Annotated in this window: 11 protein-coding genes; 8 read left to right on the top strand and 3 right to left on the bottom strand. The window is 59.1% G+C overall.

Translation table 11 applies throughout. The features are described 5' to 3' along the window. Positions 1-110 precede the first annotated feature (110 nt). The 3 genes from RAD15_RS23235 to RAD15_RS23225 are packed head-to-tail and all read left to right on the top strand — an operon-like array spanning position 111 to position 3,382. Positions 111-1,736: a phytoene desaturase family protein gene (locus tag RAD15_RS23235; RefSeq protein WP_458180527.1), complete on the top strand. Its 1,626-nt coding sequence runs from the start codon at positions 111-113 to the stop codon at positions 1,734-1,736. Next, the gene (locus RAD15_RS23230) at positions 1,705-2,394 is read left to right on the top strand and encodes a TetR/AcrR family transcriptional regulator (protein WP_458180526.1); all 690 of its coding nucleotides are present in this window, start codon (positions 1,705-1,707) and stop codon (positions 2,392-2,394) included. Before RAD15_RS23235 ends, RAD15_RS23230 begins: the two co-directional genes overlap by 32 nt. Continuing rightward, complete coding sequence (locus tag RAD15_RS23225) at positions 2,387-3,382, top strand: alpha/beta fold hydrolase (protein ID WP_458180525.1); 996 nt, start codon at positions 2,387-2,389, stop codon at positions 3,380-3,382. The genes RAD15_RS23230 and RAD15_RS23225 overlap by 8 nt, the downstream gene beginning before the upstream one ends. Positions 3,383-3,483: 101 nt before the next feature. On the opposite strand, the gene RAD15_RS23220 is transcribed toward RAD15_RS23225, so the two are convergent. Further along, positions 3,484-4,146, bottom strand: coding sequence for a Crp/Fnr family transcriptional regulator (locus tag RAD15_RS23220; RefSeq protein WP_458180524.1), 663 nt, complete (start codon positions 4,144-4,146; stop codon positions 3,484-3,486). Between the two features lie 90 nt (positions 4,147-4,236). On the opposite strand from RAD15_RS23220, the gene RAD15_RS23215 reads away from it, so the two are divergent. The 5 genes from RAD15_RS23215 (at position 4,237) to RAD15_RS23195 (ending at position 11,177) form a co-directional block, all read left to right on the top strand. Beyond that, positions 4,237-4,989: a class II aldolase/adducin family protein gene (locus RAD15_RS23215; protein ID WP_458180523.1), complete on the top strand. Its 753-nt coding sequence runs from the start codon at positions 4,237-4,239 to the stop codon at positions 4,987-4,989. A gap of 140 nt (positions 4,990-5,129) precedes the next feature. After that, positions 5,130-6,623 carry a spinster family MFS transporter gene (locus RAD15_RS23210; RefSeq protein WP_458180522.1) on the top strand — a complete coding sequence of 498 codons (1,494 nt, stop codon included), beginning with the start codon at positions 5,130-5,132 and terminating at the stop codon, positions 6,621-6,623. 72 nt (positions 6,624-6,695) lie between these two features. Then, on the top strand, positions 6,696-8,186 hold the full coding sequence (locus RAD15_RS23205) for an amidohydrolase family protein (protein ID WP_458180521.1): 1,491 nt from the start codon (positions 6,696-6,698) through the stop codon (positions 8,184-8,186). A gap of 70 nt (positions 8,187-8,256) precedes the next feature. Further along, entirely contained in the window at positions 8,257-9,855 is a 1,599-nt protein-coding gene (locus RAD15_RS23200; RefSeq protein WP_458180520.1) for an acetolactate synthase large subunit, read from the top strand. Positions 9,856-10,022: 167 nt separating this feature from the next. Then, on the top strand, positions 10,023-11,177 hold the full coding sequence (locus RAD15_RS23195) for a pyridoxal phosphate-dependent aminotransferase (RefSeq protein ID WP_458180519.1): 1,155 nt from the start codon (positions 10,023-10,025) through the stop codon (positions 11,175-11,177). A 529-nt stretch (positions 11,178-11,706) separates the two neighbouring features. Here the strand turns inward: RAD15_RS23195 and RAD15_RS23190 are convergent. Beyond that, positions 11,707-12,060: a RidA family protein gene (locus tag RAD15_RS23190; RefSeq protein ID WP_458180518.1), complete on the bottom strand. Its 354-nt coding sequence runs from the start codon at positions 12,058-12,060 to the stop codon at positions 11,707-11,709. Next, positions 12,057-13,385 carry a histidinol dehydrogenase gene (hisD, locus tag RAD15_RS23185; RefSeq protein WP_458180517.1) on the bottom strand — a complete coding sequence of 443 codons (1,329 nt, stop codon included), beginning with the start codon at positions 13,383-13,385 and terminating at the stop codon, positions 12,057-12,059. The genes RAD15_RS23190 and hisD overlap by 4 nt, the downstream gene beginning before the upstream one ends. Positions 13,386-13,400 lie beyond the last annotated feature (15 nt).

The following is a 13,400-nucleotide window of genomic DNA, read 5'->3' as shown; positions in this document are numbered from 1 at the left end:
CGCTAGGCAAGATTTCTCAATTCGTCGCTCCCAGAGGACGGGCCACTCTTGACGCCGACGAAGTCTCGTGATCATAAAGTATACAGCTGTATACTTATGAGGAGCTGAGCATGAAAACCATGGGGCAAGCTTACCGGCCGGCGAAGCCGATCGAGGGTAGGTTCGACGCCATCGTCGTCGGATCGGGCATGGGCGGCATGAGCGTTGCTTCGCTACTCGCCCAGAAGTCGTGGAAAGTGCTGCTACTTGAACAGCATAATGTCGTGGGAGGACTTACGCAGTCCTACTCGCGCAACGGCTACCGATGGACAGTCGGCCTTCACTACATCGGCGATGTCGGCTCGTCGCAAACCACGACATGGCGGTTGTTCGATGCGGTAACCGAAAGCGGCATCGCATGGGCCAAACTTCCCGATATCTACAATCGGATGGTGATCGCAGGAAAGGCTTACGATATCCCGGCGGGAGCCACGAACTACGCTGCGGCCCTCAAGCGCTACTTTCCCAACGAGACGGATGCGATCGACCGGTATCTTCATCTCGTTCAGGAGGTGACCAAATCGTCATCCGGATATTTTGCCGAGAAAGCACTTCCTCCCAACCAGGCGGACGCAACCTATGAGGCCATGTGCGGAAAATTCCACGGGTTCTCCGACGAACTGACCATCGACGTTTTGTCAAAACTGACTTCCGACAAGGAACTGATCGCTGTCCTCTGCGCGAACTGGGGTGACTACAGCCTTGAGCCAAGCAAGAGCTCTTTTGCGATGCATTGCATGCTCGCCAAACATTACCTGAACGGCGGCAGCTATCCGACCGGCGGGGGGCAGTCCTTCTCCAAGGCGATCGTCCCGATTATCGAACGTGCGGGCGGCATGGTGCTGCACAGTGCGGAAGTAACTGAAATACTCGTCGAGGACGGGGAGACTAAAGGCGTCCGCCTCTCCTCAGGCGAAGAACTGGCTTGTCCGGTCGTCATCAGCAATGCCGGGGTCCAGAATACTTATGGGCGACTTGTGTCGCGCGACAACCTACGCCCGACCGGGCTGCTCGACCAGCTCGGCAAAGTCGCGGACTCCTATGCCGTCGTCGGTCTAAATATCGGATTCAACAGGCCGGCCCGTGAACTGGGTTTCGGTTCGGCCAACATTTGGGCCCATCCGAGCAACGACCTGGAGGCTAACCTTGAAGCTCATCGGACGGATTTCAGCGCCCCGTTTCCGTGGACCTTCATTACGTTTCCGTCGACCAAGGATCCTTCCTGGGACGAAGCGCATCCTGGAAAATCGACGGTTGAGATGTATGGCTATACCGACTTCCGCCACTTCGAGAAGTGGCGCGGCTCGCGCTGGATGAAGCGCGGCGATGATTACCTGGCGCTGAAGGAAAACATAAGGGAACGGCTGCTCGACGAACTTTTTCGCCACGCGCCTGCTGCGCGTTCCGCGCTCGACTGCGTCGAAGTTTCGACGCCGCTCAGCTACGAAACATTCGTCAAGCGTGAGCGTGGCGGCTTTATGGGAATCGAGGCGTCGCCTCAAAGGTTCCGCCAACGCTGGCTGCGTGCGCGGACGCCGATCAAGGGCCTTTATCTCACTGGACAGGACATCTCGACGGACGGCATCATCGGCGCTCTGGTCGGTGGCGTTATAACGGCTTCCACGATATTGGGTGTGGATATGATGACAGAGATTCGAAAGCGGTATGTCAATCCGCACCAGCCGCAGGCCATCTGACGCTGCCATGTCGCATCCAGCAAAGCCATCGACTCGGGACCGAATTCTGGAGACGGCGCTCGATCGCTTTCTGACCCATGGACACGACCAAGTGTCCATGCGGCAGATCGCCAGCGACGTCGGCGTCACGCCGATGGCGATCTATCGCCATTTTGAAAACAAGGAACAGCTGCAGTTGGCTTTGCTTGAAGCCGGCTACGGAATTTTCGCTGCTTACCTTGAGCGGCACCGCGAAGGTCGGTCTGCCGCCGACAGGCTCATGCTCCTGGCCGATGGCTTTATTGACTTTGCGTTGGACAAGAGCCCGTACTTTGAACTCATATTTCTCTCTGGCCGTAACATGTCCGGTCTCCGTGACCGCGACTCGGCGAGACGCATATCCCGTCCCACCTATCGAATGCTGCACGGATGCGTCAAAGACTGCATCGAGAGCGGCTATTTGCGACAGGACGACGTCCACCTTGTTTCCACCAGCATCCTGGCCTTTTGCATTGGCAATGCTGCCTTGTTCATTTCCGGTTCGATGAACTGGTCGAAGAAGACCGCGAAGCTAGAGATCAAACGTGCGTTCTCCGACTATGTCGATCTGCTGGCAAGCTCTGATTCAATCCACCAAAAATTGACGCGCAATCAGAAATTGGAATCGTCCGATGATTGAAATGCCGCCAATTAAATTTGCCCAGACCAATGGAATTCGGATGGGATACTATGAGGCAGGAGCCAAATCGGACGTACCACCGATCGTGCTGTGCCACGGCTGGCCCGAAATTGCATTCTCCTGGCGCCACCAGATCAAAGCTCTCAGTGAGGCGGGGCTCCGTGTTATTGCGCCTGACCAGCGCGGATATGGCGCCACCGACCGGCCCGAGAGCGTGGAATCCTACGATTTGGAACATCTGACGGCCGACCTCGTCGGCCTGCTCGACCATCTCGAAATCGACAAGGCCATTTTCGTCGGCCACGACTGGGGTGGTTTCGTGGTCTGGCAAATGCCATTGCGCCACCCGACCCGGGTTGCCGGCGTTGTCGGTGTCAACACGCCCCACACGGCGCGTGCCCCTGCGGATCCGATCGGGTTAATGCGCAAACGGTTTGGCGACCAGATGTACATCGTTCAATTCCAGGATCCTGCCCGAGGTCCAGATCAGATCTTTGCGAGCCGGGTCGAACAGACATTCGATTGTTTCATGAGAAAGCCAATGCCGCGCAAGGCGCCAGCGACGGCAGAAACTGCCACGGCGGGTATCGGAGCCTCCACGAAGCATCACCTCGCGTTTCCGCAGATGGTGGCCGCGTATGACCGCCGAAACGACCCACGCGCGCCAATCTTGACCGCCGAGGAAATGCAGGTCTTCGTCGACACGTTCTCCCAAACAGGATTCACCGGCGGTATCAATTGGTACAGAAATATGACACGAAACTGGGAGCGTTCATCTGAAGTCGATCATACCGTCAGGGTGCCCTCGCTGATGATCATGGCTGAAAATGACGAGGTTCTACCGCCGTCCGCCGCGGACGGAATGGAGAAGTTGATTCCCGACCTCGAGAAATACTTGGTCAAGGGAAGCGGTCACTGGACGCAGCAGGAAAAGCCGGAAGAAGTTAGTGCCAAGCTGATCGAATGGCGGCGGCGGCGATTCGGGTGAACGTGGTTCGTGCGCCCTGACCTACGGGGGCCGGCACGCAGTAGAGGGCAGCCAGGGCACGACTTCTTGTCTGGCGCGAGAAATGAAGGGACGAAGGAAAGCTAAAGGCAACCTGCCAAAATTGCGGCCTTGTTGACCCGGATAGCGCCATAGCTGAGCGAAATGGTGCCGGCCTTCCGGAATCGATGCAGGACGGAGACAACCGTTTGTCGGGAAGCGCCGACGTTCATTGCGATCTCTTCCTGAGATATTTCTATGATGCCTTTGGAGCTACGCGCGTGCCGGCTCAGAAGTAGCCGTGCGATGCGAGCCTCGAACCCGGCGGAGATTAGCCATTGAATGTATTCTAGGGCTGCCCGCTGGTGCTGCGTCGCTAGTTGTCCGATGGCGCGCCACAATTCTGGCCGCTTGCGAGTAACCCGATCAATGTCCCCCATCGAGAGATGGAGGAGATTGCCACTCCCAAAACCCACTGCATCCTGCTGTCGAGGTTCGCCATCGAGAGTTGATGCTTCGCCGAACCAATCTCCGGATTCAGCCTCCAGCATCAAGAACCCCGATCCGCCCGCCGTGTAGCTGATCAGACGGACCTGCCCGTCAAGCACTGCGTAAAGCCCGGTCGGCTCGTCGCCTTGACGATAGACGGCCTGTTGATCCTTGAAAGGCTGCAATCGAGCGGCCCCCAAGAGTGCATTCTGAAGCTCGACGCCGAGCGCAATGAACCACTGGCTCTGCTTCAAATGCGGAATGAACAGCGACTTCATGTTTCGATCTTACCTGCGACTTTGCAATTGTCAAAAACTAGACAATCTGTAGCGCGCAGTAGGCGTATCCCTCACGCGATGGAGGGAAACATGACGCGAATTTCTGGAATGGATCCCGCAGAGTGGGCAGCGCGTGTCAATCTCGCGGCAGCGTATCGGCTGGTCGCGCTTTACGGCTGGGATGACCTCATCTTCACCCATCTCTCCGTTCGCGTTCCGGGGCCGGAACACCACTTCCTGATCAATCCATATGACCTGATGTTCGAGGAGATTACAGCCTCCAGCTTGGTCAAGATCGATGTGGACGGAAATCCGGTCGGGAAGACCGAGCACCCCGTAAATCCGGCGGGTTTCGTGATCCACTCGGCGATTCACACCTGCCGCGAGGATGCCGCAGCGGTGATGCACCTGCACACTCCGTACGGTCAGGCTGTCTCCGCGATGCAGGATGGCCTGCTTCCCCTCACTCAGACGGCACTACTAGCCGGAGAGATCGCCTACCATGCATACGAGGGGATCGCGACCGACTTGGCCGAACGAGAGCGGCTGGTGGAGGATCTTGGCTCGAGATGCGCGATGATCCTGCGCAACCACGGCACTCTGGCTGTCGGCCCGAGCGTCGGAGGCTGTTTCCTACGTCTTTACTTCCTCGAACGGGCTTGTGAAGCGCAGGTCCACATGCTTGCAGCGGGCCGTGAGCAACTAACCGTTCCGCCCCGGGATATCCGTCGGACAGCGCTGTCCCAAGCGCGGCCCGACAGCATGAGCCTGCTCGCCGAACGCCTGACCTGGCCTGCCCTTCTGCGCAAGCTGGACCGGATCGATCCCAGCTTCAGAAGCTAAGCGCGGCGGCGTCGCCGCCGGCACGACAGTCTGGCCGTCGCAATGGTCGATCCAGTTGCTGCTCCGCGATTTAGCAGCCGTCTGCAGCGCGGCGGTTTAGACAAATTGTGTTGGCTATCACCTGGGGGGAATACAAAGCAATGAATAAAACAGTAGCCGCCGGAATATCCGAAGCCAAGCCGCTCTACTCCAACGGCTACAAAGCGACAGTGCTGGCCCTCCTTCTCGGGGCGTATACCTTCAACTTCATCGATCGACAAATCATCTCAATTATCGGTCAGGCCATCAAGGTCGACCTAAAACTGTCCGACACGCAGCTGGGGCTGCTCGGCGGCCTCTACTTCGCCCTTCTTTACACCGTCCTCGGTCTCCCGATCGCGCGCTGGGCCGAACGGGGTAATCGCGTGACCATCATTACCCTAGCCCTGATCACTTGGTCTGGGTTCACCGCCCTGTGCGGTGCGGCCCACACCTTCGTGCAGTTGGCCATCTTTCGTTTCGGGGTTGGCATCGGCGAGGCCGGCTGCAACCCGCCGGCCCACAGCCTGATCAGTGACTACTTCGAGCCCAAAAAGCGGGCCACCGCGCTGTCGATCTACTCCTTCGGCATTCCCCTCGGCGTTATGATTGGTGCCGCAGCCGGTGGCTGGTTGGCCACCGAGTTTAGCTGGCGTGTGGCTTTCGTCGTCGTCGGTGCTCCAGGCATTATACTAGCTTTCCTCTTCAAGGTTCTGGTCAAGGAGCCGCCGCGAGGTCATTCCGAGCCGACCCGAGAAGTGGGAGCTGACCTTAGCCGCGCGCAGGAGGAGGCATCCTTCTCTGTGATCCAGGAATTCCGTGAACTCGGAGCGGTCGCCAAGGTGCTGTTCGGCAAATGGCCAGTGTTGCACATGGTGCTGGGCATCACTCTCGCCTCTGCCGCGAGCTACAGCTCGAACGTGTTTTCGCCGGCATATTTCGTGCGGATGTTTGGGTTGGATCTGACCACAATTGGTCTGGTTGTCGGATTGATCGGCGGCTTTTCGGCAGGCTTGGGTATGCTTGCCGGTGGTTTCATCTCCGACTGGGCCGGCAGAAAGAGCGTGCTTTGGTACACATTGATCCCTGCGATTGGCCTTGCCATCGCCGGACCGCTCCAAATCTCTGCCTACATGGTCGATAGCTGGAAGGCGGCGGCCCTGTTTTTTCTGTTCGCGGGCATCTTCCAGCTTACATACTTGGCTCCGACGTTCGCGATCGTGCAGAACTCAGTGCCGCCTCATCGTCGGGCGACCGCGTCCGCTGTTCTCTCTCTCTTCCTGAACTTGGTCGCTCTCGGTGGCGGTCCGGTCTTTGCCGGTTTGCTCATCGATCATTTGGCCCAGTTCAACTTCAATAACCCCGGCCTCGGCTTTGCGGGAATGTTCAGCGCCTTTGGCGGCGATGCCGCGAGCAGCTTTGGCTTGGCGTGTCCCGGCGGCGTCGCTCCAGCGAACTCTTCGATCGAGCTGGCATCCAGATGCCGTGGTGCTATCGCTCTGGCGACGCGGCAGGGAATTGTCGTAACTCAGCTCCTCTATGCTTGGGCGTCTATGCATTACTTTCTGGCCGCTATCGGCTTGGTAAAGCACATGAAGGATGCTCAAGCTGATTGAGTCCGACGCTCGGTGCAGCACCTGTATGGTGAACTGCCAAATCTTCCGCAGAGTTTTGGTTGGATCCTACTGATGACAATTCGCTTCTCTTCCCAGATTGCTGGAACAACCAATTCTGGAAAATTCGTCTGCGATTCAGAACCGTCCTCACGATGCTCTTGCTGTAGCCCGCAAGTGGAGGCTTTCAACCGAAGAATTCGCTCCAGTCTGTCGCGTCGCGAAGCGCTCGGTGGCTTCGCAGCCCTTCTTGCGACGTTGGGGCTTAAGCCGGCAAAGGCGCAACCGTCCGCGCTAGGGCGAGCTGTCCTGCTTTCCAATCTACGGTTGTTCGATGGCCTCAGCACTAACATACGCCAAGATGTAAACGTGCTTGTGCGTGAGAATCGCTTCGCTGGTCTCCCGCCGTCAGGCGAGAAGCTTGATGGTGTTGAGACTATTGACTGCGGCGGGCGTCTCGCCATGCCGGGCCTGATCGACGCGCATTGGCACACAATGATGTGCGGCCTCGCTGATGCGGACATGTCTACTGCCGGTCTCCCGTACGTTCACCTCGTCGCCGCCCGGGAGGCGGAGCGCACGCTTTTGAGAGGCTTTACGACGGTCCGTGATGCCGGAGGTCCGAGCTTTGCCATCAAGCGGGCGATCGACCAGGGTGTCATCGACGGACCGCGCATTTTCCCCTCAGGTGCAATGATCTCGCAAACTTCTGGTCACGGTGACTATCGGCAACGAAATGAAGTTCCGCGCGACTCGCAACGTCTTAGCTTTCGGGAAACCGCAGGCTTCGGCATCGTCGCTGATGGCGAGAGTGAAGTCCTGCGCCGCGTGCGCGAGCAGCTCCTTCTCGGTGCAACACAGATCAAAATGGCAGCTGGAGGTGGGGTCTTCTCCTCCTTCGATCCCATCGACGTGACACAGTACACCGAACGTGAGTTGCGCGCGGGCGTTGAAGCGGCCGAAGACTGGGGTACCTATGTCATGACCCACGTCTATACGCCACGGGGAATCCAGCGCGCCGTCCGCGCTGGTGTGAAGTCGATCGAGCACGGCCAACTCGCCGACGAGGAATCGGCGCGCATGATGGCTGGCGAGGGTATCTGGTGGAGTCTGCAGCCCTTCTTCAGGGATGGAGACGTCACTACTCCGAAACTCGACGCTGCCCGTCTGGAGAAGGCGCTGCGGGTCGCCAAGGGGACAGAACGCGCTTATGATCTCGCAAAGCGATTCAAGATCAATACTGCTTGGGGGACTGACATCTTGTTTGCGCCCCAATCGCTAGCCCGCCATGCGCGTCAGCTCACCAAGTTGTCGCCTGGCGTTTACGAGCCGCTTGATCTCCTGCGCATTGCGACGGCGCGCAATGGTGAGCTTCTCCGCCTTTCCGGGCCTCGCAATCAATACGGCGGAGACGTCGGAGTCATAGCCCCCGGCGCGCTGGCGGATCTCCTCATCGCAGACGGCGATCCGACGAAGAGCCTCGAATTTCTTGCCGACCCAGACAAGACGCTGCGTCTGGTGATGAAAGACGGACGTATCTACAAGAACACGCTCTCTTCACGCTGAAATATTTATCCGCAACACTAATCTTAGGCGCTCGTGGCTCAAATACGACGTCTGAAACGAGCGATCCGACATGCCCAACGGAGCCCAGGCCCTTTTGCAGACCCTCGTAAACGCCGGAATCAAGGTCTGCTTTACCAATCCCGGCACGTCCGAAATGCACTTCGTTGCGGCATTGGACGCTGCTCCCGGCATGCGTGCGGTCCTCTGCCTCTTCGAAGGCGTCGCGACGGGAGCTGCGGATGGTTATGCGCGGATGACCCGCAAACCCGCAGCGACGCTCCTGCATCTTGGGTGCGGGCTCGGCAATGGTCTGGCCAACCTGCACAATGCACGCAAGGGCAAGGTTCCGGTGGTCAACATCGTCGGTGACCATGCAACGTATCACGTGCAGTACGATGCGCAGCTACAGTCCGACATCGAAACTGTGGCTCGCAACGTGTCTCCGGTTTTTGTACGCACGTCGAAGACCACCGGCGAGCTGTGCCGGGATGCTGTCGACGCCGTATGCGCGGCGATGGGGCCGCCCGGCCAGGTTGCGACGTTGGTCCTTCCCGCCGACGTTTCATGGGGGGAGGGAGGTGTGACCGAATCTCCGCGGCCGATCGCGAACGCACACCCCGCCGACGATGCGGCCGTTCGGGCGATCGCCGCAGTAATCAGATCAGGTAGCCGCACAGCCATTTTGCTCGGCGGCGCCGCGTTGCAGGAAGAAGCTCTGCTTATGGCTGCACGCATTGCTGCGCATAGCAACGTCACACTGTTCGCGGAAACCTTTCCGACCAGGATGCAGCGCGGAGCCGGCCTCCCTACAGTTGAACGCATCCCATATGTGGCAGAACTGGCCGCAGCGCAATTAAAGGCATTCGACAAACTCGTGTTGGTCGACGCAAAAGCTCCCGTTTCATTCTTCGCTTATCCGGACAAGCCGAGCTATCTGGTGCCAAGTACATGCGAAGTACATGTTCTGTCTCGATCCGAGCAAGACGCCGGCGCCAGTCTCGCTAAGCTTGCAGGAGCGCTTGGAGCAGAAGGCACGCCACCAATGCTGGCTCCCGATACCCGCCCAGGTCGTCCTCAGGGAGCCTCACTGACTGCGGAAAATGTTTGTGAGGCCGTCGGGCACCTGTTGCCTGGCCGCGCCATCATCATCGACGAATCGATTACGTCTGGAGCGACACTGCTGAAACATACAGCCGGCTGCCCGAAACATGATCTGCTCACTCTGAGCGGCGGCGCGATCGGTCAGGCTTTGCCGAATGCAGTAGGGGCGGCTATTGCATGTCCCGACCGTCCGGTGCTGGCATTGGTTGGCGACGGTACATCAATGTACACGATCCAGGCGCTTTGGACGATCGTTCGCGAAAAGCTCGATGTCACGACAGTCATCTTCAACAATGCATCGTATGCGGTGCTTGGATTCGAACTCGGGCGAGTAGGCGCTTTGGGAGCGGGCCCCAAGGCCCGGGCTCAACTCGACTTGCAGGAACCGGCGTTGAGCTTCTCGAAGCTGGCGGAGGGCATGGGCATGAGCGCCGCGCGCTGTACGACGGTAGCCGACTTCGTAAAGGAGTTGGAGCGCGCATTCGCTACACCAGGCCCGCATTTGATAGAAGCGATCGTGCCCTCGGCGCTGGGACACGATCCGCGGCGAGGCCAGTTGGAGGCTTAGCATGCTGGTAGTTTGCGAGAATCCTCGTCTTCGCCACCTTGTGGCTGATACCGGCGGATGGCGCTAGGATCAATGTCTGCACAGCGGCCAAGGGTCTGCCGTCGGCTTCTAATCTCCAGTCAGAAACGAGCTCAAGCAAAATCAACCGTCTGCGTACAGAGGTCTTCATGTCCCAGATTGCTCCTTACCATACTATCTCAATCAGTCGTCTGGCGCACGAACTCGCCGCCTCGGGTCGTCGTGTTGTTCACATGGAGTTCGGTCAACCCTCGACGGGCGCGCCCCGGGCGGCGCTTGCGGCCGCTCGTGCCGTGTTGGAAAATGATCCAATGGGATACTGGGAGAGCCCCGCTCTTCGTGCGCGTCTGGCGCGTCACTATGAAGATTCCTACGGGCTGCAGATTGAGCCTGAGCGCTTCATTCTGACATGTGGAGCTTCGCCAGCCCTGGTGCTTGCGCTCGCGACGCTCTTCAGCCCCGGCGAACGTGTAGCGTTCGCGCGCCCAGGCTACGTGGCATACCGTAACACCTTGCGTGCGCTGCACATGGTCCCGGTCGAGGTTCCTTGCGGGCCGGCCACGAGGTATCAGCTCACAGCAAAGGCGCTTACCGAACTGGACCCTGCACCGGCAGGGATCATCCTCGCAAGTCCTGCCAACCCTACAGGCACGATCCTGGAGGCCCGGGAGCTCTCTGCTATCGCGCAAGTCTGCGTTGCACGCAATATTCATATCATTTCAGACGAAATCTACCATGGTCTCAGTTACAGCGCCCCGGCACGATCGATGCTCGAATTTGCGCCCTCGGCCGTAGTGATCAGCAGCTTCTCTAAATATTTCAGTATGGCGGGCTGGCGGCTCGGTTGGCTACTCGCTCCCAAAAAGCATCTGCACGCGGCGAGAGCTCGAGTTGGAAATCTCTTCCTCAGCGCTCCGTCGCTGAGCCAACACGCGGCGCTTGCGGCGTTCGAGGCGCGCGAAGAACTCGACGGACATCTGGAGACCTACAGGGCCAACCGGGATCGCCTGCTGGATATACTTCCTGAACTCGGCCTGTCTACCACGGCGCCACCCGACGGAGCTTTTTACATCTATGCTGATGTGGGCCACCTGACGAACGACAGCCTCTCTTTCTGCAAACGGTTGCTGCAGGAGACCGGCGTGGCCGTCGCGCCAGGGATCGATTTCGATCCGGTCGACGGAGGCCGGTTCGTTCGTTTCAGCTTCGCCATCTCGATGGAAAGCCTTGAGTTCGCGCTCCGCCAATTGCGCCCTTGGTTCGCTCGCGAGGCGGTCAGAGCTGGTTACGTGAAGACTGACTGACCTCTGTCTTCATCGCAGATTATCGTAGTCAGATTGAAGCCGGAGAAGTTGGTTGACAGCTGAAGCTGCACTCAGCGCGACGAAGCTGGGCGTTTCTGGTGCGGTGACGAACCGGCTGTGAAATAAAGGCCGACTAAGCCCTCGATTTGTTGGTGGGCCCAGCAGGAGCATCCACCATCGTCGGAAAGCCATTGGCTTTTAGAGCTAGCAGAAAGGGGGGCGGTCAGAACACGGGAAAGTCGGCAAACGGCGTTTCCTTCCTAGGCCAGCCTGGCGAAAAGCCAATCTTCCGCATGCTGTCCGCCGCGGCAATCGCCAAGGATCCCACTGGGCGTCCGCCGACCTGATGTCACCGTTCTGTTGAACTGCCGTCCCTTGCCGGCGCTCGAGGCCCAGGTGAAAGAAGTGCGGCCTGCGACGGTCGGCCGGCCGTTGAGGAGTTCGTCGCATCCGCCGGTGCTCCTGAAGCCGCATTCCAGAGGGGCGCGATGCATTGGGCTGGGGCTATTCATAGCCCGATGGTTCTACCCTAGGTCCGACGAGCCGCAATTGCCGTCATCTCAAGCTTAACGCCCAAGCCGAGATCGGCGACTCCGATCACGGCACGGGCGGGAAGATGGGCTTCGGCGAAATGCGCCTTCCAGGCCGAATTGAATTCAGCCTTCTCGCCAAGCTTCGTAACGAAGATGGTCGCCTGCAAGACATTAGACAGGTCCGATCCGAGAGTTATCAGCAAGCACGACAATTGGCTAAGCACGTCGTTTGCCTGGCCGGTCATGTCAAGGCTCGTGTCCTCGGGGACAATCCCGCCGATGTAGAGCACGCCGTTATGCTCGACAACTTCGTGAAGCAGTCCTTCGTACGGTAAGATGCGCTTGATCATGATGCTGCCGAGGTCGCTGCGGGGACGGGCGCGCCATATGGCACATTCTTGCCACCATAGCGCCGGACCCGAACGTTCGCCTGCTCAGCGTGGCCGACAAATCCTTCCAGGGTGCAGAGACGTGAGCAATAGGCGCCTATCTCTGCCGCGGCTTTGTCGGTGACGACGCGCTGATACGTTACAGTCTTCAGGAATTTCCCGACCCAGAGGCCGCCAGTATATCGGGCCGCAGTTCGTGTCGGAAGGGTGTGGTTCGTCCCGATGACCTTGTCGCCAAACGCCACGTTGGTGCGTGGCCCGAGGAAGAGCGAGCCATAATTGGTGAGTTTCTCGAGGAAGTAGTCGGGATCACGTGTCATGACCTGGACGTGCTCGGACGCGATACGATTGGCTTCGCGCACCATCTCGGCGTCGTCGGCGCAGACGATAATCTCGCCGTGCGCTTCCCAGGCCTTCCGAGCGATCGCTGCGGTCGGAAGAATGCCGAGCAGCCGCTCGATTTCAGCTAGCGTATCCTTGGCCAGCTTCTCTGACGTCGTCAGCAGGATCGCCGGAGAATCGGGTCCGTGTTCCGCCTGGCCAAGCAGGTCGGTGGCGCACATCTCGCCATCCGTCGAGTCGTCGGCGATCACCAGTGTCTCGGTCGGTCCCGCGAACAGATCGATGCCGACCCGGCCGAATAGCTGTCGCTTGGCTTCGGCGACGTAAGCGTTGCCGGGTCCGACCAGCATGTCTACGGCCGGGATGGTTTTTGTGCCGAGCGCCATCGCGCCGACCGCCTGCACGCCACCGAGACAGTAGATTTCGTCGGCTCCGGCGAGTTTCTGTGCGGCCACGATTGGCGGAGCCGGACGGCCCTGATAGGGCGGGGCGCAAGTCAGCACGCGCTTCACGCCGGCGACCTTCGCGGTGATGACCGACATGTGGGCCGAAGCGAGCAGGGGATACTTGCCTCCCGGAACATAGCAACCGACGGCGTCGACCGGGATGTTCTTGTGACCAAGGATGACGCCAGGAAGTGTCTCCGCTTCGACGTCCTTCAGGGCGGAGCGCTGGATTTCGGCGAAGTTGCGGACCTGCTCCTGCGCAAACCGGATATCGTCGAGATCCTGATGCGACAACTGGCTGATGCAGTCTGCAATTTCTTTGTCCGTGAGCCTGAAATCAGTACGGTCCCAGGCGTCGAACTTGCGTGATGCATCGCGCACGGCGGCATCGCCTCGCGAGGCAATGTCCGCCAACAGGGTTTCCACCGTTGCCCGGACACTCGCATCCTCAACCGCCTGAGCACCCGCATCCTGTCCTGACTTCACAATCTTTGGCATATCGGCTATCCTCCT

It is taken from the genome of Bradyrhizobium sp. 14AA (assembly GCF_054185205.1).
This window is presented reverse-complemented; position numbering and strand designations above follow the sequence as displayed.

Bases quoted from the DNA above. Each gene is read 5' to 3' on its own strand.
- RAD15_RS23235 (WP_458180527.1), top strand. From the start codon at position 111: ATGAAAACCATGGGGCAAGCTTACCGGCCGGCGAAGCCGATCGAGGGT.
- RAD15_RS23230 (WP_458180526.1), top strand. From the start codon at position 1,705: ATGTCAATCCGCACCAGCCGCAGGCCATCTGACGCTGCCATGTCGCAT.
- RAD15_RS23225 (WP_458180525.1), top strand. From the start codon at position 2,387: ATGATTGAAATGCCGCCAATTAAATTTGCCCAGACCAATGGAATTCGG.
- RAD15_RS23220 (WP_458180524.1), bottom strand. From the start codon at position 4,146: ATGAAGTCGCTGTTCATTCCGCATTTGAAGCAGAGCCAGTGGTTCATT.
- RAD15_RS23215 (WP_458180523.1), top strand. From the start codon at position 4,237: ATGACGCGAATTTCTGGAATGGATCCCGCAGAGTGGGCAGCGCGTGTC.
- RAD15_RS23210 (WP_458180522.1), top strand. From the start codon at position 5,130: ATGAATAAAACAGTAGCCGCCGGAATATCCGAAGCCAAGCCGCTCTAC.
- RAD15_RS23205 (WP_458180521.1), top strand. From the start codon at position 6,696: ATGACAATTCGCTTCTCTTCCCAGATTGCTGGAACAACCAATTCTGGA.
- RAD15_RS23200 (WP_458180520.1), top strand. From the start codon at position 8,257: ATGCCCAACGGAGCCCAGGCCCTTTTGCAGACCCTCGTAAACGCCGGA.
- RAD15_RS23195 (WP_458180519.1), top strand. From the start codon at position 10,023: ATGTCCCAGATTGCTCCTTACCATACTATCTCAATCAGTCGTCTGGCG.
- RAD15_RS23190 (WP_458180518.1), bottom strand. From the start codon at position 12,060: ATGATCAAGCGCATCTTACCGTACGAAGGACTGCTTCACGAAGTTGTC.
- hisD (WP_458180517.1), bottom strand. From the start codon at position 13,385: ATGCCAAAGATTGTGAAGTCAGGACAGGATGCGGGTGCTCAGGCGGTT.